This is a genomic window from Enterobacter sp. 22466 (assembly GCF_052044775.1).
Taxonomy (GTDB): domain Bacteria; phylum Pseudomonadota; class Gammaproteobacteria; order Enterobacterales; family Enterobacteriaceae; genus Enterobacter; species Enterobacter dissolvens.
This window is the reverse complement of the sequence record NZ_JBQENX010000003.1, coordinates 447,101-468,365: the sequence shown is the minus strand read 5'-3', so window position 1 is coordinate 468,365 and position 21,265 is coordinate 447,101. Positions and strand designations below refer to the sequence as shown.

At 55.4% G+C, this 21,265-nt stretch carries 22 protein-coding genes and 3 tRNA genes; 13 read left to right on the top strand and 12 right to left on the bottom strand.

Annotated features, from left to right (window positions below; genetic code table 11):
• Positions 1-126 precede the first annotated feature (126 nt).
• Positions 127-480, top strand: coding sequence for a DUF4156 domain-containing protein (locus tag ACTJJI_RS12065; protein WP_014830360.1), 354 nt, complete (start codon positions 127-129; stop codon positions 478-480).
• 47 nt (positions 481-527) lie between these two features.
• Here the strand turns inward: ACTJJI_RS12065 and epmB are convergent, their stop codons facing one another.
• Positions 528-1,556, bottom strand: a complete 1,029-nt coding sequence (gene epmB, locus ACTJJI_RS12060; RefSeq protein ID WP_014830361.1) for an EF-P beta-lysylation protein EpmB — start codon at positions 1,554-1,556, stop codon at positions 528-530.
• A 40-nt stretch (positions 1,557-1,596) separates the two neighbouring features.
• Between epmB and efp the strand changes: the two genes are divergently transcribed.
• From efp to ecnB, 3 genes are all read left to right on the top strand, one after another.
• Positions 1,597-2,163, top strand: a complete 567-nt coding sequence (efp, locus tag ACTJJI_RS12055; RefSeq protein WP_014830362.1) for an elongation factor P — start codon at positions 1,597-1,599, stop codon at positions 2,161-2,163.
• Between the two features lie 47 nt (positions 2,164-2,210).
• Positions 2,211-2,342: an entericidin A/B family lipoprotein gene (locus tag ACTJJI_RS12050; protein WP_014830363.1), complete on the top strand. Its 132-nt coding sequence runs from the start codon at positions 2,211-2,213 to the stop codon at positions 2,340-2,342.
• A gap of 108 nt (positions 2,343-2,450) precedes the next feature.
• Positions 2,451-2,597: a lipoprotein toxin entericidin B gene (gene ecnB / locus ACTJJI_RS12045; protein WP_003025482.1), complete on the top strand. Its 147-nt coding sequence runs from the start codon at positions 2,451-2,453 to the stop codon at positions 2,595-2,597.
• A 37-nt stretch (positions 2,598-2,634) separates the two neighbouring features.
• Here ecnB and ACTJJI_RS12040 read toward each other — a convergent pair whose 3' ends face one another.
• Positions 2,635-3,234 carry a response regulator transcription factor gene (locus ACTJJI_RS12040; protein WP_047360715.1) on the bottom strand — a complete coding sequence of 200 codons (600 nt, stop codon included), beginning with the start codon at positions 3,232-3,234 and terminating at the stop codon, positions 2,635-2,637.
• A 262-nt stretch (positions 3,235-3,496) separates the two neighbouring features.
• Here ACTJJI_RS12040 and sugE point away from each other — a divergent pair, with 262 nt between their 5' ends.
• Entirely contained in the window at positions 3,497-3,814 is a 318-nt protein-coding gene (sugE, locus tag ACTJJI_RS12035; RefSeq protein WP_440654189.1) for a quaternary ammonium compound efflux SMR transporter SugE, read from the top strand.
• Here sugE and ACTJJI_RS12030 read toward each other — a convergent pair.
• Complete coding sequence (locus ACTJJI_RS12030) at positions 3,811-4,341, bottom strand: lipocalin family protein (RefSeq protein ID WP_014830366.1); 531 nt, start codon at positions 4,339-4,341, stop codon at positions 3,811-3,813. The two genes, sugE and ACTJJI_RS12030, sit on opposite strands and share 4 nt — an antisense overlap.
• 107 nt (positions 4,342-4,448) lie before the next feature.
• The gene (locus ACTJJI_RS12025) at positions 4,449-5,594 is read right to left on the bottom strand and encodes a class C beta-lactamase CMH-32 (RefSeq protein WP_367187945.1); all 1,146 of its coding nucleotides are present in this window, start codon (positions 5,592-5,594) and stop codon (positions 4,449-4,451) included.
• A gap of 133 nt (positions 5,595-5,727) precedes the next feature.
• Between ACTJJI_RS12025 and ampR the strand changes: the two genes are divergently transcribed.
• A complete protein-coding gene (ampR, locus tag ACTJJI_RS12020; RefSeq protein ID WP_014830368.1) occupies positions 5,728-6,603 on the top strand; it encodes a LysR family transcriptional regulator AmpR in 876 nt (291 codons plus the stop codon).
• A 29-nt stretch (positions 6,604-6,632) separates the two neighbouring features.
• On the opposite strand, the gene frdD is transcribed toward ampR, so the two are convergent.
• Genes frdD through frdA form a run of 4 tightly spaced genes read right to left on the bottom strand, consistent with a single transcriptional unit; the run spans position 6,633 to position 9,926 of the window.
• Positions 6,633-6,992 carry a fumarate reductase subunit FrdD gene (gene frdD / locus ACTJJI_RS12015; protein WP_013095272.1) on the bottom strand — a complete coding sequence of 120 codons (360 nt, stop codon included), beginning with the start codon at positions 6,990-6,992 and terminating at the stop codon, positions 6,633-6,635.
• Between the two features lie 10 nt (positions 6,993-7,002).
• Positions 7,003-7,398 (bottom strand): fumarate reductase subunit FrdC, encoded by a 396-nt coding sequence (frdC, locus tag ACTJJI_RS12010; protein ID WP_014830369.1) that lies wholly within the window; start codon positions 7,396-7,398, stop codon positions 7,003-7,005.
• Positions 7,399-7,408: 10 nt separating this feature from the next.
• The gene (gene frdB, locus ACTJJI_RS12005; RefSeq protein WP_013095274.1) at positions 7,409-8,143 is read right to left on the bottom strand and encodes a fumarate reductase iron-sulfur protein; all 735 of its coding nucleotides are present in this window, start codon (positions 8,141-8,143) and stop codon (positions 7,409-7,411) included.
• The gene (gene frdA / locus ACTJJI_RS12000) at positions 8,136-9,926 is read right to left on the bottom strand and encodes a fumarate reductase (quinol) flavoprotein subunit (RefSeq protein ID WP_014830370.1); all 1,791 of its coding nucleotides are present in this window, start codon (positions 9,924-9,926) and stop codon (positions 8,136-8,138) included. Before frdA ends, frdB begins: the two co-directional genes overlap by 8 nt.
• 309 nt (positions 9,927-10,235) lie before the next feature.
• Here frdA and epmA point away from each other — a divergent pair, with 309 nt between their 5' ends.
• A complete protein-coding gene (gene epmA / locus ACTJJI_RS11995; RefSeq protein ID WP_262762763.1) occupies positions 10,236-11,213 on the top strand; it encodes an elongation factor P--(R)-beta-lysine ligase in 978 nt (325 codons plus the stop codon).
• Between the two features lie 43 nt (positions 11,214-11,256).
• Here epmA and mscM read toward each other — a convergent pair whose 3' ends face one another.
• The 3 genes from mscM to rsgA all read right to left on the bottom strand — a co-directional run bounded on the left by mscM (position 11,257) and on the right by rsgA (position 16,718).
• Positions 11,257-14,580: a miniconductance mechanosensitive channel MscM gene (mscM, locus tag ACTJJI_RS11990; protein WP_014830372.1), complete on the bottom strand. Its 3,324-nt coding sequence runs from the start codon at positions 14,578-14,580 to the stop codon at positions 11,257-11,259.
• Between the two features lie 19 nt (positions 14,581-14,599).
• Positions 14,600-15,568: an archaetidylserine decarboxylase gene (asd, locus tag ACTJJI_RS11985; protein ID WP_440654185.1), complete on the bottom strand. Its 969-nt coding sequence runs from the start codon at positions 15,566-15,568 to the stop codon at positions 14,600-14,602.
• 97 nt (positions 15,569-15,665) lie between these two features.
• Positions 15,666-16,718 carry a small ribosomal subunit biogenesis GTPase RsgA gene (rsgA, locus tag ACTJJI_RS11980; protein ID WP_046887415.1) on the bottom strand — a complete coding sequence of 351 codons (1,053 nt, stop codon included), beginning with the start codon at positions 16,716-16,718 and terminating at the stop codon, positions 15,666-15,668.
• 107 nt (positions 16,719-16,825) lie between these two features.
• On the opposite strand from rsgA, the gene orn reads away from it, so the two are divergent.
• The 4 genes from orn (at position 16,826) to ACTJJI_RS11960 (ending at position 17,874) form a co-directional block, all read left to right on the top strand.
• Entirely contained in the window at positions 16,826-17,371 is a 546-nt protein-coding gene (gene orn / locus ACTJJI_RS11975; RefSeq protein ID WP_013095280.1) for an oligoribonuclease, read from the top strand.
• 185 nt (positions 17,372-17,556) lie between these two features.
• A tRNA-Gly gene (locus ACTJJI_RS11970) sits at positions 17,557-17,632 on the top strand.
• A 45-nt stretch (positions 17,633-17,677) separates the two neighbouring features.
• Positions 17,678-17,753: transfer RNA gene (locus tag ACTJJI_RS11965), tRNA-Gly, on the top strand.
• A gap of 45 nt (positions 17,754-17,798) precedes the next feature.
• Positions 17,799-17,874 (top strand) — tRNA-Gly (locus ACTJJI_RS11960).
• Positions 17,875-18,144: 270 nt separating this feature from the next.
• Here ACTJJI_RS11960 and queG read toward each other — a convergent pair.
• The gene (queG, locus tag ACTJJI_RS11955) at positions 18,145-19,284 is read right to left on the bottom strand and encodes a tRNA epoxyqueuosine(34) reductase QueG (protein WP_047360711.1); all 1,140 of its coding nucleotides are present in this window, start codon (positions 19,282-19,284) and stop codon (positions 18,145-18,147) included.
• Here queG and nnr point away from each other — a divergent pair.
• A complete protein-coding gene (gene nnr, locus ACTJJI_RS11950; protein ID WP_047360710.1) occupies positions 19,283-20,806 on the top strand; it encodes a bifunctional ADP-dependent NAD(P)H-hydrate dehydratase/NAD(P)H-hydrate epimerase in 1,524 nt (507 codons plus the stop codon). The two genes, queG and nnr, sit on opposite strands and share 2 nt — an antisense overlap.
• Entirely contained in the window at positions 20,799-21,260 is a 462-nt protein-coding gene (tsaE, locus tag ACTJJI_RS11945) for a tRNA (adenosine(37)-N6)-threonylcarbamoyltransferase complex ATPase subunit type 1 TsaE (protein WP_013095283.1), read from the top strand. The genes nnr and tsaE overlap by 8 nt, the downstream gene beginning before the upstream one ends.
• Positions 21,261-21,265 lie beyond the last annotated feature (5 nt).

Below are 21,265 nucleotides of genomic sequence, written 5' to 3'. Positions count from 1 at the left end.
TTTACGTCGTAGAATGTGAAAAACCCCCGGGCAGAAATGCTCGGGGGTTTTTCTTTTGGTCATCTTTTTAGTATAAGGTTTACACACGGACAACTATTGTCCAGCTTATTGAAAACGAGGAATAACATGCGCGTAAAAGTCTGTGCAGGGATCGTAGGAGCAGCATTGCTGCTGGCGGGTTGTAGCTCCAGCAATGAGCTGTCTGCAGCGGGTCAGGGCGTTCGCTTTGTGGAAGATAAGCCGGGTAACGAGTGCCAGTTTTTAGGCACGGCAACCGGTGAGCAAAGCAACTGGATGTCGGGCCAGCATGGCGAAGAGGGTGGCTCTATGCGTGGTGCAGCAAATGCCCTGCGTAACCAGGCTGCAGCGATGGGTGGCAACGTGATTTACGGGGTAAGCAGCCCGACGCAGGGTATGTTGTCCAGCTTTGTGCCAACCGCCAGCCAGATGAATGGCCAGGTCTATAAGTGCCCGAACTGATTGCCTTTTTCCCTCTCCCTGTGGGAGAGGGTTAGGCTGAAGGGAAACTAGCTCTGCCTTAGCTGTAAATCCAGCGGCGTCTTGCTCGGTTCACCGCCAATCTCACGTGCCAGCTTCGGCACCATATAGCCTGACACCAGCGTTAACAGTTCACGCACGATCTGCCGCGCTTCTTCATCCGTCACCATGAAATGCGCTGCGCCCTGAACGCGATCCAGTACGTGCAGGTAATAGGGCATCACCCCCGCATCAAACAGGGCGTTGCTGAGGTCCGCCAGCACGCGGGCATTATTATTCACGCCGCGCAGCAACACGCTCTGGTTCAGCAGCGTCACGCCTGCCTTACGCAAACGCACCATTGCGGCACGAAAAGCATCATCAATTTCATTGGCGTGATTGATATGATTCACCAGCAGCACCTGCAAACGAGACTGCTCCAGGCGGGAGACCAGTCCGTCAGTGATTCGCGCCGGAATGACAATCGGCAGACGGCTGTGAATGCGCAGACGCTTAATATGCGGGATGGCTTCAAGCTGGGTCAGCAGCCAGTCCAGCTCATGATCTTTCGCCATCAGCGGATCGCCGCCGGAAAAAATAATCTCATCCAGTTCCGGATGGGCGGCGATATAGTCCAGTGCGACCTGCCAGTTGCGTTTATTGCCCTGATTTTCGGCATACGGGAAGTGTCGACGGAAGCAATAACGACAATTTACCGCACAGCCGCCTTTCACCAGCAGCAGAGCGCGATTCAGATACTTGTGCAGCAAACCCGGTACCACACTGTTCTGCTCTTCCAGCGGATCGGTGCTGTAGCCCGGTGCCGTAATGAACTCTTCCTGCGAGGTAAGCGTCTGTTTTAATAATGGATCGTCAGGATTACCTTTCTCCATACGGGCAACAAACGCGCGGGGAACACGCAGGGCGAAAAGTCGCTTCGCCTCCCGGCCGGCCAGCAAATCGGTATGCTGTTCGAGCTCAAGAAGACGTAGCAATTCATCAGGACTGGTGATTACATCGGCAAGTTGCGATAACCAATCTTCTCTGGACGGGGTGTTTAGGGTTACAATATGCGCCATTTTGTGGCTAAGCTACCAGTTAACAAATTTAGAGGGCCTTATGGCAACGTACTATAGCAACGATTTTCGTGCTGGTCTTAAAATCATGTTGGACGGCGAACCGTATGCGGTTGAAGCCAGCGAATTCGTTAAACCAGGTAAAGGCCAGGCATTTGCACGCGTTAAGCTGCGCCGCCTGCTGACCGGTACCCGTGTCGAAAAAACCTTCAAGTCTACTGACTCCGCTGAAGGCGCTGATGTTGTCGATATGAACCTGACTTACCTGTACAACGACGGTGAGTTCTGGCACTTCATGAATAACGAAACGTTCGAACAGCTGTCTGCTGATGCTAAAGCCATTGGCGATAGCGACAAATGGCTGCTGGACCAGGCTGAGTGCATCGTGACCCTGTGGAACGGCCAGCCTATCGCGGTTACCCCACCGAACTTCGTTGAACTGGAAATCGTTGAAACCGATCCAGGCCTGAAAGGTGACACCGCCGGTACGGGTGGTAAGCCTGCGAAACTGTCTACCGGTGCCGTGGTTAAAGTGCCACTGTTCGTACAGACTGGCGAAGTGATCAAAGTGGATACCCGCTCCGGCGAATACGTATCTCGCGTGAAGTAATGGTTAAGGCGCAGCGTTGCTGCGCCTGATTTCTGCAGGCAGGGATGATGAAACGTACCATTAAAATTCTGCTTCTGTTAGCACTGTCCAGCGCGTTGCTTTCCGGCTGTAATACCACACGTGGAATGGGGGAGGATATCCAGGATCTCGGCCATATCATTTCTCACGCCGCCAGCTAATCCCGTCTAATTTTCCTAAAAATGCTTCCTTTTCCGTCAACTGACGGGATCTTGTCTATTCTTAAGTTGCTATACACAAAACAACTCTGGCTATAAAAGGAAGATATTATGGTTAAGAAGACAATTGCAGCGATCTTTTCTGTCCTGGTACTCTCTTCAGTTTTAACGGCCTGTAATACCACGCGTGGCGTTGGTCAGGACATTTCTGAAGGTGGTAGTGCAATCTCAGGTGCGGCAACTAAAGCTCAGCAGTAATTTAAAAACGGTACGGACCCGGATGGGTTTCGTACCGTCAGTTTTCTGATTCCTGCAGGGATAAAAACGGGGAAAAGCGTGTATCCATATGCAGTTTCATGCGGATATTTCGCTTATAGGTATACACCGTTTTACCATTAATGCTCAGATGAGTGGCAATCTTCTGGTTGCTGGCGCCATCCATCCACAACGTCAACACCTTCTCCTCCTGGCGAGTCAGCAGAGGTGTAGCCACTGCGGGGATCTCCACGCTCGCGCGAGTGGTTAACGCATCATTGATGACCGTTGCCAGTGCCTCCAGTTCGGCATTTTTTTTAAGCGAAGCCCAGATGGGGAACTGTGCCAGATAGCCTGCCATCTCTTTATCCTCACCCGACTGCAGCAAAATGAACGGCACGTTTTCGCTGGCGTTCAGCAGGGAAGAGAGTTGCTGGAAATGGTGAATATCCTGCATGAAGCCGTGCAGGTCAGCGATAACCACCGACGGTTTCCACTGCAGAATATGCTCTCTGGCGAGGATGAGATTATTCAGCCCGGTCACGACGAAGTGCCCAGGAAACAAACCGGAATGATTGAGCCACGCTTCAAACCCCGCGCGGGTGAAGTGACAACGGTCAATCAAAAGAATTTTGAACATAATAGATTCGCAGTCGGCTAGTGGTTTGGCTTCCTGCCATCAGAAAGCACATCATGATAGAGAAGTCGGATGAGTGATAAATGCCTGAACTACGCGCCATACTGAGGCTATTTCTTGCCTTAACATGTTCAGCACAAAGGGATTGAAAAAAAATCGTTCGTTAACCAAAATATGACGCTTAATCTTTGCCTTACGGGACGACCCGTAAGGGTTTCGTTCACCGGGGACGGCCCCAACTTACCGTTAAGTTAAGGAGCCTGATATGTCCTGGATTATTCTTTTTATTGCCGGCCTGCTCGAAGTGGTCTGGGCAATTGGTCTGAAGTACACCCACGGCTTTACCCGCCTGACTCCCAGCGTGATTACCGTTACCGCGATGATCGTGAGTATCGTCCTGCTCTCATGGGCGATGCGCTCGTTACCTGTGGGGACGGCCTATGCTGTCTGGACGGGCATTGGTGCGGTGGGGGCGGCGATTACCGGGATTTTGCTGCTGGGAGAGTCGGCGAGTCTGGCGCGTATCGCCAGCCTCGCGTTGATTGTGTGCGGCATTATCGGGCTTAAACTCAGCACCCACTAATGCGGTTGTTCTACCCAGATGAGTTTTGACACATCAAACCCTTGCCGGGTCGCAACGTCCAGCATCTGCTGTTTCATCTCTGACGAAATGGTCGGCGTGCGGGAGAGTATCCACAAATAGTCGCGATCCGGCCCGCAGACCAGCGCATGGCGGTACTCTCTGTCGAGGGCGATGACATTGTATCCGCCATAGAACGGGCCAAAGAACGAGACTTTTAGTGCGGCCCGTCGCGGGTCGCCGGTAAAGTACGCTTTTCCCGTCGTCTGTTGCCACATCTGCCGATCCGGATTGTATCCGCGATTGATCACCTGAATACCCCCGTCGTCCATCGAACTGTAATGTGCTGTGACTTTCTCTAACCCCCGCTCAAACCGATGATCGAGGCGGGCAATTTCATACCATGTTCCAAGGAATCGTTGGGCGTCGAAATTGCTCACAACAGTGACGCCGGAAGGAGGGGTAGGGGAGCTGCAGGCAACCACTAAAAACGCGGCTGTCACCGCGGCGATAACAGGCAGAATGCGCATAGGAGTTTCCTTACTGTTTTTTGTTAAGTGTAGATGACAGCAGGGAAATTGCGGAAGATTGTGCGGCGTGTTTCGCCGGGTAAGCGAAGCCGCTACCCGGCAATGTTTTACTGCAGCGTGTCGAGGATACGGTAAGCCGTTTCCACCCGTAGCGGGTTCGGATAGCTTTTATTCGCGAGCATCACAATACCGATCTGCTTTTCAGGAATAAACGCCACGTAGCTGCCAAACCCCCCCGTAGAGCCCGTTTTATGCACCCATGAGGCTTTCACTGGCGGAGCCGGAGGATTCACTTCTGCTGCCGGTAACGGCGCCAGTGCAACCTTATTGTCGCTGCCATCCACTACTGTTTTGGCCTCCACCGGCCAGTTGAGCATCTCCCAGCCTAACCCTTGATACATGGCACCCACGCGCCAGTAGCGAGACTGCGCCAGCGCAATACCCTGCTTCAGAGAGGGCTGCTGGATTGTGTCCGGTGCCATATTGGCCATCACCCAGCTCGCCATATCTTTGACGTTAGATTTCACGCCATAGGCTTCTGCATCCAGCAGACCCGGCGAAACGTGGACCGCTTTACCCTCACGATAACCCCATGCGTAATGCGGCTCTTCAGCGTGTGGAATGTTTATCCACGTATGGTTGAGTTTCAGGGGCTTAAAGACCCGCTCCGTCATGGCCTCCTCAAAGTGCATGCCGGAAGGTTTAACCGCCAGTGAGCCAAACAAACCGATGCTGGTGTTGGCGTACAGACGCGTAGTACCCGGGGCCCACTTTGGCTGCCAGGACTGGTAGAAACGCAGCAGAGAGGCGTTATCGGTGACAGCATCCGGCACCTGCAACGGCAATCCACCTGCGGTATAGGTTGCCAGATCGAGCAGGCGAATGCCCTGCCACTGCTTGCCCGTCAATTCAGGCCAATATTTCGTGACCGGGTCGGCCAGCGAGATCTCTTTGCGGGCAATGGCATCGCCACCCAGCACGCCGGTGAAAGTTTTGCTGACGGAGCCCAGCTCAAATAAGGTTTGCGGTGTGACAGGCTTATTCGCTGCAACGTCTGCTTTACCAAAAGTAAAATAGTGCGGCTGACCCTGATAAATGACAGCCACGGCCATACCGGGTATGGCCTGCGCTTTCATCAGGGGCGTAACGTTACGTTCCACGGCGTTAGCCAGCTGTTTTTCTGACATTGGCGCGGCAAAGGCAGAGCAGGCAACGCTGAGCAACAGGGCACAGCTTAGGGATTTTTTCATCATCAGTTATCTTCCGTAATAGCGAGTCAAGGGGGATGTCCGGGCCCGTCAGACGTTCGTAGTCTGGGTGATTTGACTGTGGCTGACAAACGGTTAAATTTAGCATTAGCTGTTAATTTTTCTAACGGATGGGACTATGACGCGCAGCTATCTTCCTCTTAATTCGCTTCGGGCGTTCGAAGCCGCCGCCAGGCACCTCAGTTTTACTCATGCCGCTATTGAACTGAATGTCACCCATTCAGCGATTAGCCAGCACGTGAAGGCGCTGGAGCAACACCTTAACTGCCAGCTGTTTGTCCGCGTTTCGCGCGGGTTGATGTTGACCACCGAAGGCGAGAATCTGCTGCCGGTGCTGAATGACTCCTTCGATCGTATCGCAGGCATGCTGGATCGCTTTGCTAACCATCGGGCGCAGGAGAAGCTGAAAATTGGCGTGGTGGGGACCTTTGCCACTGGGGTGTTATTCTCACAGCTGGATGATTTCCGTCGCAGTTATCCGCATATCGATCTTCAGCTTTCGACCCACAACAATCGCGTCGATCCGGCAGCGGAGGGGCTTGATTACACCATTCGCTACGGCGGGGGAGCGTGGCACGGCACGGAGGCGACGTTCCTCTGTTCAGCGCCGCTGGCACCACTTTGCACGCCGGACATTGCAGCCGCGCTGCACACCCCTGCCGATATCCTGAAGTTTACCCTGCTGCGCTCTTACCGGCGCGACGAGTGGACCGCCTGGATGCAGGCCGCCGGAGAAAACCCGCCTTCACCCACGCATCGGGTGATGGTGTTTGATTCGTCGGTCACTATGCTGGAGGCCGCACAGGCAGGCACAGGCATTGCTATCGCCCCTGTCGATATGTTTACCCATCTGCTGAACAGCGAGCGCATTGTGCAGCCGTTTACGACGCAGATTGATCTTGGCAGTTACTGGCTAACGCGGCTGCAGTCACGCGCGGAAACCCCGGCAATGCGTGAATTTGCTCAGTGGCTGGTGGGGAAGATGCAGAAATAACAGGCCCGCCGGATGGCGGGCCTGGTGTATCAGATAGTGACCACGGCAATCAGCGTTACCACGGTCAGGATGGTTGCCAGACCGTAGAACACCCATTTACCGCTCGGTACGTGGATCTTCAGATCATGCATCGCATGATGGATACGGTGCAGGCCGCACCACAGCGGCAGGACAATCATCAGGAAGATGAATACCCGGCCAATAAAGCTACCTGCAAAGGCCAGGACGCGCTCATAGCTCAGCGCGTCGCCAGGGAACAGCCCCAGCGGCAGCATAATGCCGACCAGCAGGATAATGACCGGCGCAATAATGGCACTCCACATGCCGCCTGCGCCAAACAGTCCCCAGAAAACCGGCTCGTCAGAACGTTTTGGATTTGGATTGATCACAGGTGTCTCCTTACCAGAACAGTGCGACAAACAGAATCACCACAGTGACAATGGCTGTCACTCCCCAAAGCCCTTTAATGACCGGCTCCGGCCCCATTTTCTCGCCTTTTACAATAATATTCGCCGCTTTTGGCGCCAGTTCAAACCAGGTTTTGGTATGAAGCAGGGCGGCCGCGAGCACAATCAGGTTCAGGATCACGATGATGGGGTTTTGCAGGAACCCGACAAAACTGGCCCAGGTTTCAGGGCCATGTTTGAGGGCAAAGACGCCATACATCAGTTCAAGGCTGAACCAGACCGCGGGCACCGCAGTACCTTCACGCAGCATATAAAAGCGATAAAACGGCAGTTTCTTCCACCAGGTGGACGGCATCGGCCGCACGTAGGCTTTGCGTTTAGTCGTCATCATGCACTCCTTAGCGTGGTTTCAGGGTGGCGATAAGAAAGTCTTTCGAGCTTTCCACTTTACCCTGCTGAATAGCGGCGGCCGGGTCGACGTGCTTCGGACAGACTTCGGAGCAGTAGCCCACAAAAGTACAGCTCCAGACGCCGTTCTGGCTGTTAAGCTGCGGCATACGTTCTTTTTTACCGTGGTCGCGGCTATCCTCGTTGTAGCGGTGCGCCAGCGTAATCGCCGCCGGGCCGATAAACTCAGGGTTCAGACCAAACTGTGGACATGCGGCGTAGCAAAGACCGCAGTTAATGCACCCGGAGAACTGATGGTATTTCGCCATCTGGGCGGGCGTCTGGGTATTCGGTCCCTGATCCGGCGTACGCGGGTTGCCAATGATGTACGGCTTAATGGCTTCCAGGCTTTCGATAAAGTGGGTCATATCGACCACCAGATCGCGCTCAATCGGGAAGTTGCCCAGCGCTTCAACCTTGATCCCCTTGGTGTAATCACGCAGGAAGGTTTTACAGGCCAGCTTCGGCACCTTGTTTACCATCATGCCGCAGGAGCCGCAGATGGCCATGCGGCAGGACCAGCGGTAGCTCAGGTCCGGTGCCAGGTTGTCTTTGATATAGCCGAGCGCATCCAGCAGAGAGGTTTGCTCGTCATAGGGCACTTCATAGAAAGCGCTGTGCGGCGCGGTGTCCACTTCCGGGTTGTAGCGCACCACTTCAACTTTCAGGGTTTGCATCTCAGCCATTCGCCTTCTCCTTCTTCTCGGCGGCTTCTGCTTCTGCGCCGTAAACGCGTTTAGCCGGTGGCAGCGTTGTGATCTTCACGTCGCTGTAGTCCAGACGAGTGGTGCCATCCGCGTCGCGCCAGGCGAGGGTGTGTTTCAGGAAATTGACGTCGTCACGTTCGGTACAGCCCTCATCAAGACGCTGATGCGCCCCGCGTGACTCTTTGCGTGCCAGGGCGGAGTGCGCCATGCATTCCGCGACGTTCAGGCCGTGACCGAGCTCGATGGTATAAAGCAGGTCGGTGTTGAATACGCTGGAGGTATCGGTGATGCGCACGCGTTTGAAACGCTCCTGCAGTTCCGCCAGCTTATCGACGGTTTTCTGCATCAGCTCTGGCGTACGGTAGATACCGCAGCCTTCTTCCATCGACATACCCATTTCGTCGCGTATTTTCGACCAGTTTTCGTTACCTTCCTGGTTGACCAGGTCTTTCAGTCGTTTCTCGACGTCAGCGACCTGCGCGTCCAGTGCTGCGCCGTTGGCTTCGCCCGTTGTTGCGGCACGCTCCATCGCGCGTTCGCCCGCCATGCGGCCAAAGACAACCAGCTCAGCCAGCGAGTTTGACCCGAGACGGTTGGCACCGTGCAGGCCGACAGAGGAGCACTCGCCGACGGCGAACAACCCTTTGATGCGCGTTTCACACTGCTGGTCGGTTTCAATCCCGCCCATGGTGTAGTGCGCTGTGGGGCGTACCGGAATTGGCTCTTTCACCGGGTCGACACCCACGTAGGCTTTTGCCAGCTCGCAGATGAACGGCAGACGTTCCAGCAGTTTCTTCTCGCCGAGGTGACGCAGGTCGAGGTAGACCACATCGCCGCGTGGCGTAGCGATCGTGTTGCCTTTGCGCCACTCATGCCAGAAGGCCTGAGACACTTTGTCGCGCGGGCCGAGCTCCATGTATTTGTTTTTCGGCTCACCGAGCGGGGTTTCCGGGCCCATGCCGTAATCCTGCAGATAACGGTAGCCGTTCTTGTTGACCAGAATACCGCCTTCGCCGCGGCAGCCTTCCGTCATCAGGATGCCGGAGCCTGGCAGGCCGGTGGGGTGATACTGGACGAATTCCATATCGCGCAGCGGCACGCCGTGGCTGAGCGCCATACCCATACCGTCACCGGTGACGATGCCGCCGTTGGTGTTGTAACGGTAAACCCGGCCCGCACCGCCCGTTGCCATCACCACCGCGTTAGCGCGGATCTGGACGAGCGTGCCTTCCATCATGTTCATCGCCACCAGACCGCGCGCATGACCGTCATCGACCAGAATATCGAGGACAAAATGTTCGTCAAAGCGCTGAATTTGTGGGAACTGAAGGGAGGTCTGGAACAGGGTATGCAGCATGTGGAAGCCGGTCTTATCGGCGGCAAACCAGGTGCGTTCGATTTTCATTCCGCCGAAGCGGCGAACGTTAACGCTGCCGTCCGGACGGCGGCTCCACGGGCATCCCCACTGTTCAAGCTGGGTCATCTCCGTTGGACAGTGGTGTACAAAGTAGTCAACGACATCCTGTTCGCAAAGCCAGTCGCCCCCTGCAACCGTGTCGTGGAAATGGTATTCGAAGCTGTCATGATCCTGCGCAACGGCGGCGGATCCTCCTTCTGCGGCAACCGTGTGGCTGCGCATCGGATAGACTTTTGAAATCAGTGCGATTTTAGCGTTGGGATTAGCCTGTGCTGCAGCAATCGCAGCACGTAATCCAGCCCCGCCAGCGCCTATTACGGCAAGATCGGCTTGAAAAGTTTGCACGACATTCCTCCAGATTTTTGTTATTTCGCAACGCGATAAACTAAAGGTAGCCCACCTGTCCGTAAGGACGATTGCGAAAGCGTTTCCACTGCTCCTTTATGGGTAAAACAGTATAACCGCGTGAACGACAGGGAAATTTGACGTGTTCGATTTTTTTGCTGTTCTGTGCGGTGATTTATCATCGTGAATAATGAATTCCGTCACATGATAGTTGCCCTAAATGAAATGCAATTTTTACTGTGCAAAATTTGTCTCTGTGCGTGCTAACGAGTAGACTTCGTGCCCTTGTCTGAAATCGGAGAATTACCCATGAGCGAAACGGCCACCTGGCAGCCGAGCGCATCCATCCCTAATCTGCTGAAACGCGCTGCAATTATGGCGGAGATCCGCCGCTTCTTTGCTGACCGCGGAGTCCTTGAGGTGGAAACGCCGTGCATGAGTCAGGCAACGGTAACGGATATTCATCTGGTACCGTTTGAAACCCGTTTTGTTGGCCCCGGCCATTCACAGGGCATGAACCTCTGGCTGATGACCAGCCCGGAATACCACATGAAACGCCTGCTGGCGGCAGGGTGTGGCCCGGTGTATCAGCTGTGCCGCAGCTTCCGCAATGAAGAGATGGGGCGTCACCATAATCCGGAATTCACCATGCTGGAGTGGTACCGTCCGCATTACGATATGTACCGCCTGATGAACGAGGTGGACGATCTGCTGCAGCAGGTTCTGGACTGCTCAGAAGCGGAAACGCTCTCTTATCAGCAGGCTTTCCAGCGTTATCTGGAAATTGATCCATTGTCAGCGGATAAAACCCAGCTGCGCGAAGTGGCGGCAAAACTGGATCTCAGCAACGTGGCGGATACCGAAGAAGATCGCGACACGCTGCTGCAACTGCTCTTCGCCTTTGGGGTTGAACCGCAGATTGGCAAAGATCGTCCCACTTTCGTCTACCACTTTCCGGCAAGCCAGGCTTCTCTGGCGCAGATCAGCACTGAAGATCACCGGGTGGCGGAGCGTTTTGAGGTCTATTACAAGGGTATTGAGCTGGCGAATGGTTTCCACGAACTGACCGACGCCCGCGAACAGCAGCAGCGTTTTGAGCAGGATAACCGCAAGCGCGCCGCGCGCGGTCTGCCGCAGCAGCCTATTGATACTAACCTGCTGGAGGCCCTGAAAGCGGGTCTGCCGGATTGTTCCGGCGTGGCGTTGGGGGTGGATCGTCTGGTGATGCTGGCGCTGGGCGCGGAACAGCTGGGCGATGTGATTGCTTTTACCGTCGATCGAGCCTGACGGCAGTACCCCCTCTCCCCTGGGAGAGGGGGTGCGGACTGGCTTACAAACTCCCCGCCGGGCGTTTACGCGCCGCAGAGGTTAATGTTTTTCCTGTCTTAAGTCCGTCCAGGCTTTCCAGACGCATCTGGAACGGTGGGAACGGCATATCAATACCGTGCTCACGGAAGCCAGCCAGAATCAGCTGGTGGATCTCATGGCGCAATGGCATACGGTGCCCCATTTCGGCGGCGTAAATACGCAATTCGAAAATCTGGATACCCTGCTGGAGATCGACCAGGAACACTTCCGGCGCCGGGTTATCAAGGACCAGCGTGCAGCGTTCGGCGGCGGTGTAGAGGATCTGCGTGACCTCTTCACTGTTGGCATCCGATGGCGCCGGTACCGTCAGCACCACACGCGTGACGGAGTCTGACAGCGACCAGTTGATAAACTGCTCGGTGATAAACGCCTTGTTGGGCACGATGATCTCTTTGCGATCCCAGTCGCTGATCGTGGTGGCGCGGGTGTTGATCTTCGTGATGCTGCCCGTCAGATCGCGGATCGTTACCGTATCGCCAATACGAATCGGTTTTTCAAACAGGATAATCAGGCCGGACACAAAGTTAGCGAAAATCTCCTGCATGCCAAAGCCCAGACCAAACGTCAGCGCGGCAACCAGCCACTGCAATTTAGACCACTCAATACCGATCATGGAGAACCCAACCATCCCGCCAAAGAGCAGAATCAGGTACTTAGTGATGGTGGTAATGGCATAGCCCGTACCGGGGGTTAAATCCAGGTGCTGCAACAGCGCCAGCTCCAGCAGCGCCGGGAAATTACGCACCAGCTGCGTGGTGATGATCAACACCAGAATGGCAATCAGCACCGCACCTAAGGTTATGGGCTCCAGGCTCTCCACACCCTGCACCGTGGACGTCACATCCCACAGCGAGATGTTCTCCAGGAAACCAAACGCGGAGTGGATTTCCGACCACAGGAAGATCACCGACAGCAGCGCAATCAGCATCAGGATGGAGCGTACCAGACGCAGAGACTGGGTGCTGATAGCGTCGAGATCCAGTTCAACCTCGTCCGCATCCATCGTGCCTTCAGTGCTGTTGACGTGGTTTGGTTCATCCTCACCCCGCGCACGCTGGGCGAGGATCTCTGCCCGACGGTGCTTGGCCCGGTCAAACGCCAGACGGCGTCGCTGGATCAGCATCCCGCGGCGGATGACGTGATAGATCACCAGCAGCAGGAACCAGATGGCAACGGAGGTTTCCAGTCGCGCCAGCAGAGCCTGCGAGGTCGCCAGGTAACCCACCGCCGCTGCCAGCATGGCAATCAGAGGGGCGCACAGCAGCAGGTTCCACAGCATGCGGTTAAACATGTTGTCGCCGCTGCCGGTTTTATCCAGATAGAGCGGTATTCCAGCCCGTTTCAGGCTAAGCGTGACGATGGCCAGCGCGCCGCATATCAGCATAAAGCAGAGACGGCCCAGCGAGCCCGAGAACTCCCGATCATTGAGATTATCAAACATGATCAGCGCCATAATCAGCGGCACAATCAGCCCGATGCTCATCAGGTAGTAACGCATGGCGCGCGCCACGCGATTACGCGGCCAGCCAAAGTGGGCGATGAACAGACCATTTGGTCGCGCAAACGTGGCGCAAATCATCACTACCCACAGCAGGGGAACGGTGGCGGTGACGCCATCGCCAATGGCGACCGCGAGCGGATAGGGCCAGGCCTCCCGCAGGCCGTATCCGAGCGTCATCCACAGGACCGGCAGCGGAGAGGCGACAAGTATTGACCAGAATACGGTACGCAGCGTCAGCCAGAAGTGATCCTGCGTGACCTTACCCACCCGGGCGCTGGAGCGCTCCAGGAAGCGGGTGAAGTGCCTGCGCGAGTAAATACTAAAGCCCACCAGGATTAACGCGCCCAGAAGAGGGAAAATGGTCTCTTTGCTGGTGAGCATCATCACGCTGGCTTTTCCAAGCTGGCTGAAGGTATCCAGCGAGATCAGACGGCGCAGATCCTGGACGATGTCGATCGGCCACGAGAAAGTCAGTGGGCGCACGTCAGAGGTCCAGAAGAGATAACGGTGCGTTGCCTCGTTGACCTCTTTCAGCGCATCTTCCAGCTGGCTGTTGGAGACCTTCAGCTTGGTCAGCTCCAGAATCAGCGTGTCCCCACCCTGTAACAGGGAGTTCAGCAGCTCGCGCTGGGTCCGCAGCTGGGCTTCCAGAATACGGTTCTGCTCGCTGGTAAGAGGTTGTCCATCGGCCTGACGGATCTGGCGGATTTGCGGCTGTTTATTGAGAAGGTCTTCATAGTGCAGGCGTTGCACACGCAGTTGCGCCATCTCGGTATCCAGCTGCTGCGGTTTTGGCATCTCCGGCAGGCGTGAAACCTGGGCGCGTAACGCCTCACCCAGCAGGTTGGACGAGCCCAGCCACTGAGACTGCTCGCGCAGGGTATTGAGCGCCTGGCGAACCTGAAGGGTTTGATTGGTGGCCTGACGCTGCTGCGACGCCACCAGATCCATACGCTGTGCCTGCTGATTCAGTGCTGCAGACAGCTCACGGTTAACCTTGAACTGGTCAACGATACCCGCAGGCAGGTTAGCGCTGTTTTCCGCCAGCAGTTCGGTACTTTCCAGCGCGCGCTCGGCTTCACGCTGGCGCTGGCTGTTGAGCAAATTACGAAGTGCCTGCAGATAAGCATCGAGCTGTTCGCTCTGCTTTTGTGCAAGCTCAGAGCGCATCCGCGACAGCTCCTGGCGGTTATTTGCCGAGAGTTGCGCCAGCTCCAGTTCATCGACCAGCGCTTTGAGTCTGGCTGATTCCGCCTGAAGCGACAGATTTTGCGCCTGGTTTTGCGGCGTGTTACCCGTTTGGGTACCGACGCGGCGCTCAACCTCGTTGAGCTGACGGCGGGCATCGGTTTGCTGTTGCGGAAGCTGGCTCAGCGAGTCGGCAATTTCGCGGGCGCGTTCCTGCTCCTGCTGTGCCAGACGGCTTTTTTCCAGAAGCTGACTGCTGACCTGCAGGATCTCCTGATTCAACGCGTCGGACGTCATGCCAGCAGGCACATCGCGCGGTTCATCGCGCAGATTGTTCAACTGGGTACGTAGCGTTTGCGAGAGTTTGGGGAAGTTGTCGATAACCTGCTGATATTGCTGAGCGCGCTCAAGAGAGCCTTTCCGCTCCTCAAGCGCATTCAGTGCAGACTGGAGCGACTCAACGGTCTCTGGCTGAGCGGGTTTTGCCGCTTTCGCCTGCTCCAGTTCCTGAGTTATCTGTTTTGCGTCGGGGGCTGTCGCTGCGTACGCCCCCATGCTGAGGCACCAGGCCATCAGTAGTACGATAATCGGGCGCACGTCAGCGTTCCTTCTGTTGTTAGCCTTCGTCTTTTTTGTCGTCAACCAGCGGGCTGGCGTCGTGTTCGGCCTTGATCTCTTCTTCCGGGAGCGGTGCAGGCTCTGCATCCGGCGTCATGAAAGGTTCAGTCGAGACCGCCAGCGGCTGGCCGAGTTTGGTGACTGACAGACTCTGCAGCTGTTCAGCCAGCTTCACTTTACCAGGGGCGAAGAGGTTGATAACCGTGGAACCCAGTTTGAAGCGCCCCATCTCCTGGCCTTTCAGCAGAGCGACCGCGCCTTCCTCCTCACCGGCAGGCCAGGTCCAGCGTTTGATCACGCCTTCACGCGGCGGGGTGATGGTTCCAGCCCAGACGGTTTCGATGCTGCCGACAATCGTTGCACCCACCAGAATCTGTGCCATTGGGCCAAATTCAGTATCAAACAGGCAGATGACGCGTTCGTTACGCGCGAACAGGTTGGGTACGTTTTGCGCGGTCAGGTGGTTCACGGAGAACAGATCGCCCGGCACGTAGATCATTTCACGCAGGATCCCGTTGCACGGCATGTGCACGCGGTGATAGTCACGCGGAGAGAGATAAGTGGTAGCGAAGGTACCGTTGCGGAACAGATCCGCCATCAGGTAGTTACCTGCCAGCAGCGCTTCCAGGCTGTAGTTATGGCCTTTCGCCTGCAGGATTTTGTCGTCTTCGATGTTACCCAGCTGGCTAATCACACCATCTGCAGGCATCACCAGCACGTTAGGATCGGTATCAACCGGGCGGACTTCGTCGCGCAGCGGGCGCACGAAGAATTCGTTGAAGGTGCGATAGCTGGCGGTATCTGGCTTCTGCGCCTCTTTCATGTCGACCTTGTAATATTTTACGAAAAGGTCGATGACCAGTTTGGTCAGCCAGCCCGCTCGTTTGCTCGCGCCCCAGCCCGCCAGGCGAGTGAGCCACAGTTTTGGCAGAATGTATTGAAGCGAAAGTTTAAATGCGTTTAACAAGGTAGCCTCCAGGCCATTTTTTGTCGTTCCTGATCCGGCTGTAATCAGCCGGAACCTGAAAAAAGGGGGACGATTTTAGCGATGCTTAGCTTAGTTGTCAGTTATCAGAATCAGAAAAGTTTTTACGCGTTTTTACCTGATCCATGCTCTCAAGAATGCGGTGGTAGTTATCAAAGCGGGTCTCCGCAATCTCACCTTTCTCGACCGCTTCGCGGATGGCACAGCCCGGGTCGTTATCGTGTTTACAGTCCCGGTATTTGCAAGCACCTAAATAATCATGGAATTCGACAAATCCGTTGAAGATTTGTTCCGGCTCAAGGTGCCACAAACCGAATTCGCGCACCCCGGGGGAGTCAATCACATCGCCGCCATGCGGGAAGTGGTAAAGACGAGAAGCGGTGGTGGTGTGCTGGCCCAGACCCGAAACATCAGAAACATCGTTGGTCAGGATCTCTTGCTGGAGACCGAGAAGATTATTCAGCAGGCTGGATTTCCCCACGCCGGACTGACCGGCAAAGATGCTGATGCGCCCGGTCAGCGCTTCTTCTAATGGTTTCAGGCCATCTTTGGTGTAGCTGGAGACCATCAGCACGCGATAACCGATCTTACGGTAGATATCCATCTGCTCATTTACGAAGTCCATACCTTCGTTATCCAGCAGATCGATCTTGTTCAGGACGATGATGGGCTCAACCTGTAACGTTTCGCAGGCGACAAGATAGCGGTCGATAATATTGAGCGACAGCTCGGGTAAAATCGCCGAGACGATGACGATCTGGTTGATATTGGCGGCAATGGGTTTCACCCCGTCGTAAAAATCGGGACGGGTAAGTACCGACGTACGCTCGTGTACCGCTTCAACGATACCTTTGACCGTTACGCCTTCTGCCGCCTCTTTACCCGGACGCCAGACAACGCGATCGCCGGTGACCAGCGAACGGATAGTCCGTCGAATGTTGCAACGGTGGATCTCACCGTCGGCGGATTCCACGTCGGCATGCATACCGAAACGGCTGATGACGACGCCTTCCGTCGGCTCACCAAACAGGTTGTCGTCGTAATCGACCTTCTCCGAAGTGGTTTTAAGACGGCGCTGGTGGTTGGCATTCACGCGGCGCTGCTGCCCTTTGGAGAGTTTATTTTTACTCAATCGCGCTGGCTCCTGGTCGCCCGTAAGGGGCAAAACCTCTATGATACACTCTAATTAATACTAGTTAACCTGCTACAGCCGGTTATGCGAGAAGGGTGGAAAATAACATGAGCGCGGATGAAAACAACCTGATTTGGATCGATCTTGAAATGACCGGGCTGGATCCCGAGCGCGATCGCATTATTGAGATTGCCACGCTGGTCACCGATGCTAACCTGAATATTCTGGCTGAAGGGCCAACCATTGCGGTGCATCAGTCCGACGATCAGCTGGCGTTGATGGATGAGTGGAACGTGCGTACCCACACCGGCAGCGGGCTGGTTGAACGGGTGAAGGCGAGCACCATGGGTGACCGGGAGGCAGAGCTGGCGACGCTTGAGTTTCTGAAACAGTGGGTTCCGGCGGGCAAATCCCCTATCTGTGGTAATAGCATTGGCCAGGATCGTCGTTTCCTGTTTAAGTACATGCCGGAGCTGGAGTCTTACTTCCACTACCGTTATCTGGACGTGAGCACCCTTAAAGAGCTGGCGCGCCGCTGGAAACCTGAAATCCTCGATGGCTTTAAAAAGCAGGGGACGCATCAGGCGATGGACGATATCCGAGAGTCCGTCGCGGAGCTGGCGTACTATCGCGAAAACTTTATTAAGCTGTGATTTTTAGACCTGGTGCCTTGCGTGGCCGGGTTTTTGTCGTTAAATTGTTCAGCTTGCCGATTTAATAAGCATTTGAACTGAATTTCGAAAAAATCGCGTTGAGGGGGGTTGCAGCTAAAAGGATTTCTCGTATAATGCGCCTCCCGTAACGACAGAGAATTACGCGTTACGACAGCAACAAATTTGCGGGAATAGCTCAGTTGGTAGAGCACGACCTTGCCAAGGTCGGGGTCGCGAGTTCGAGTCTCGTTTCCCGCTCCAAAATTTGAAAAGTATCGCAAGATACGCCAGCACCAGAACACCCAAGCGGGAATAGCTCAGTTGGTAGAGCACGACCTTGCCAAGGTCGGGGTCGCGAGTTCGAGTCTCGTTTCCCGCTCCAAAATTTGAAAGTATCGCAAGATACGTACAGCTTCAGAACACCCAAGCGGGAATAGCTCAGTTGGTAGAGCACGACCTTGCCAAGGTCGGGGTCGCGAGTTCGAGTCTCGTTTCCCGCTCCAAATTCTTCTTGATATCAAAAATATCCACAGCGATAAGATGCGTTGGGGACGTTTTCTATTACTTCCGAAATACTCTTGTAAACAGAGTTATCCACAGATTTCGGGTCTGGCTGAAACCTCGCAAAAAGTTAGCAGGGTGAATAGTATCTCTGTAACTTGCTGTATCTGCTTGAGAAAATTTGATTTCAAAATGTTATTGAGATCACTTGACCTCATCTCCAGCCCTGATGCTGCTTGAGTTTGTAATTTTATTCACAGGCTGTGAATGGTTCACGCATCCCGCGGAAGCCCTTTTTCGATCACCCTCACCAGGCGTTGTTTTTGCGGTGGTTGTACCTCAACCACGCAGGCATTTCGCTTCTCGATCTGCTGCGCAATCGCCCACTCTATGTGTTCATCGAGAAGTGGGTGCTCACCTCTACGGCTCTCAAGCGCCCGGATATTCGCTTCATCCCACGGGGCATTCCCTAGCGCAACGGCGACATTACGCAGCCAGCGCAAATGGCCAATACGGCGAATGGCCGAACCTTCCGTCACTTTCAGAAACCAGGCTTCACTCCAGGCGAACAGTTCAATGAGCTGTGGGGCATGCAGCGCCTTACGCGGGCTGAAATCCTCTTCGTCCGTGAGTTGCGAATAGCGGTTCCACGGGCAGATTAACTGGCAGTCGTCGCAGCCGTAGATGCGGTTGCCGATAAGTGGCCGAAATTCTTCAGGGATTGCCCCTTCCAGCTCAATGGTGAGATAGGAAATGCAGCGCCGGGCATCCACCGTATAGGGCTCCACGATAGCGCCCGTCGGACAGATGGTCATACAGGCCACGCAGCGCCCACAGCCTTCTTCTACCGGGCCATCTATCGGCAGCGGTAAATCAATCAGCAGTTCACCAAGGAAAAAGAACGATCCGGCGTCGCGGCTCAGAATAAGTGAGTGCTTACCCGTCCAGCCAAGCCCGGCTTTTTCAGCGATCGGGCGCTCAAGAACAGGCGCAGAGTCGACAAACGGTCTAAAATTCAGCGAAACACAGTGCTGCTGAATAGTTTCGCCGAGTTTTTTTAGCCGGTTACGCAGAAGTTTATGGTAATCACGCCCCAGGGCATACCGGCTGACGTAACCCAGAGAGGGATTTTTTAACGTACGCGCAAAGGCCGCATTGGCAGGCAGGTAGTTCATGCGTACGCTGATAACGCGTAATGTACCCGGCAACAGCTCGTGTGGACGGGCCCGCATCATGCCATGACGCGCCATCCACTCCATTTCGCCGTGGTATTGTTTGTCCAGCCAGGCCTGCAGTTTCGGCTCGCTGGCGGAGAGGTCGGTGTCGGTGATCCCCACCTTCTGGAAGCCAAGCTCAGCACCCCACTGTTTTATATTTTGCGCTAATTGATTGAGATCGAGGGGCTGTGACATGACGGACCATACAGTGAAGAAAAACCCCGCAAGTATACCACATTCCATCTGGCATGCGGATGACCTCAGACGCGCCGAAAAAGAGGCCGCGGACAGCCTTGGCATTACCCTTTATGAACTCATGCAACGGGCGGGCGAGGCGGCATTTAACGTTGCCCGCAGCGCGTACCCGCAATCCGCTCACTGGCTCATTTTATGCGGACACGGCAATAACGGCGGTGATGGTTACGTCGTCGCCCGTCTGGCGGTCGCGACAGGTCTCCGCGTTACGTTACTGGCGCTGGAGAGCGATAAGCCGCTGCCGGAAGAAGCCAGCGCCGCGCGGGAAGCCTGGCTGAATGCAGGCGGAGTGATTCATGCATCCGATATCGTCTGGCCAGAGGATGTTGATCTGATTGTTGATGGCCTGCTGGGCACCGGGTTACGTAGTGCGCCCCGTGACAACGTTGCCGCTCTGATTGCGCGCGCCAATGCCCATACTGCGCCGGTGGTGGCCCTGGATATTCCCTCTGGCCTGATGGCAGAAACCGGTGCGACGCCGGGAGCGGTGATCCAGGCTGCGCAAACCGTCACGTTTATTGCCCTGAAGCCGGGGTTGCTCACCGGGAAAGCGAGGGATGTGGTGGGCATGTTGCACCATAACGCCCTGGGGCTGGAGAGCTGGCTTGCCGGGCAGGAGACACACCTTTCCCGCTTTGATGCCACGCAGCTTAGCCACTGGTTGCCGCCGCGTCGGCCAACGTCGCACAAGGGCGACCACGGCAGGCTGGTCATCATTGGCGGCGATCGCGGTACGGCCGGCGCTATCCGGATGACAGGGGAAGCGGCGCTGCGCAGTGGCGCGGGGCTGGTACGGGTACTGACGCGCGGTGAAAACATCCCCCCCATTATTACAGCCCGACCGGAACTGATGGTGCATGAGCTTACGCCGCAGACCCTTGAAGAGAGCCTTGAATGGGCGGATGTGGTGGTGATTGGCCCGGGCCTGGGGCAACAGGCCTGGGGTAAGCAGGCGCTGCAAAAGGTCGAGAATTTTCGTAAACCGATGCTCTGGGATGCCGACGCGCTGAACCTTCTGGCAATCAACCCGGATAAGCGTCACAATCGCATCCTGACGCCACACCCCGGCGAAGCCGCGCGGCTGCTTAACTGCAGCGTGGCAGAAATTGAAAGCGATCGCTTACTTTCTGCCCGCCGTCTGGTAAAACGTTACGGAGGTGTTGCGGTTCTGAAAGGGGCGGGAACCGTTATCGCAAGCGATGAGGCACTGGGCATTATCGATGCCGGAAATGCGGGCATGGCGAGTGGCGGAATGGGCGATGTGCTTTCAGGCATTGTCGGCGCATTGCTTGGACAGAAACTTCCCCTTTATGATGCAGCCTGTGCTGGCTGCGTGGCTCACGGTGCGGCGGCTGACAGCCTGGCTGCACGGTATGGCACACGCGGGATGCTGGCCACCGATCTTTTTTGCACGCTGCGGCGTGTTGTTAACCCGGATGTGATTGACGTAGAAAATGACTAATCGAGCGATTCCTTTACCTGATGAACAAGCCACTTTAGAACTCGGCAAGCGCGTGGCGCAGGCCTGTCAGGGGGCGACCGTCATTTATCTTTATGGTGATTTAGGTGCGGGTAAAACCACCTTCAGCCGGGGTTTTCTGCAGGCGTTAGGCCATAACGGGAATGTGAAAAGCCCAACCTACACGCTGGTAGAGCCGTACACTCTTGAAAATCTCATGGTGTATCACTTCGATTTATACCGACTTGCGGATCCTGAGGAGCTGGAATTTATGGGGATCCGTGATTATTTTGCCAATGATGCCATCTGCCTGGTGGAGTGGCCGCAACAAGGTGCGGGTGTGTTGCCTGACCCGGATGTCGAAATTCACTTAGATTACCAGGCACAAGGGCGTGAGGCGCGCATCAGTGCTGTTTCCTCATCAGGCAGTTCCTTACTGGCGCGTTTAGCCGGTTGAGCGTA

Bases quoted from the DNA above. Each gene is read 5' to 3' on its own strand.
- ACTJJI_RS12025 (WP_367187945.1), bottom strand. From the start codon at position 5,594: ATGATGAAAAAATCCCTAAGCTGTGCCCTGTTGCTCAGCGTTGCCTGC.
- orn (WP_013095280.1), top strand. From the start codon at position 16,826: ATGAGCGCGGATGAAAACAACCTGATTTGGATCGATCTTGAAATGACC.
- ACTJJI_RS12030 (WP_014830366.1), bottom strand. From the start codon at position 4,341: ATGCGCATTCTGCCTGTTATCGCCGCGGTGACAGCCGCGTTTTTAGTG.
- epmB (WP_014830361.1), bottom strand. From the start codon at position 1,556: ATGGCGCATATTGTAACCCTAAACACCCCGTCCAGAGAAGATTGGTTA.
- queG (WP_047360711.1), bottom strand. From the start codon at position 19,284: ATGTCACAGCCCCTCGATCTCAATCAATTAGCGCAAAATATAAAACAG.
- efp (WP_014830362.1), top strand. From the start codon at position 1,597: ATGGCAACGTACTATAGCAACGATTTTCGTGCTGGTCTTAAAATCATG.
- ACTJJI_RS12050 (WP_014830363.1), top strand. From the start codon at position 2,211: ATGAAACGTACCATTAAAATTCTGCTTCTGTTAGCACTGTCCAGCGCG.
- frdB (WP_013095274.1), bottom strand. From the start codon at position 8,143: ATGGCTGAGATGCAAACCCTGAAAGTTGAAGTGGTGCGCTACAACCCG.
- frdC (WP_014830369.1), bottom strand. From the start codon at position 7,398: ATGACGACTAAACGCAAAGCCTACGTGCGGCCGATGCCGTCCACCTGG.
- ecnB (WP_003025482.1), top strand. From the start codon at position 2,451: ATGGTTAAGAAGACAATTGCAGCGATCTTTTCTGTCCTGGTACTCTCT.
- nnr (WP_047360710.1), top strand. From the start codon at position 19,283: ATGACGGACCATACAGTGAAGAAAAACCCCGCAAGTATACCACATTCC.
- sugE (WP_440654189.1), top strand. From the start codon at position 3,497: ATGTCCTGGATTATTCTTTTTATTGCCGGCCTGCTCGAAGTGGTCTGG.
- ACTJJI_RS12040 (WP_047360715.1), bottom strand. From the start codon at position 3,234: ATGTTCAAAATTCTTTTGATTGACCGTTGTCACTTCACCCGCGCGGGG.
- epmA (WP_262762763.1), top strand. From the start codon at position 10,236: ATGAGCGAAACGGCCACCTGGCAGCCGAGCGCATCCATCCCTAATCTG.
- ampR (WP_014830368.1), top strand. From the start codon at position 5,728: ATGACGCGCAGCTATCTTCCTCTTAATTCGCTTCGGGCGTTCGAAGCC.
- ACTJJI_RS12065 (WP_014830360.1), top strand. From the start codon at position 127: ATGCGCGTAAAAGTCTGTGCAGGGATCGTAGGAGCAGCATTGCTGCTG.
- tsaE (WP_013095283.1), top strand. From the start codon at position 20,799: ATGACTAATCGAGCGATTCCTTTACCTGATGAACAAGCCACTTTAGAA.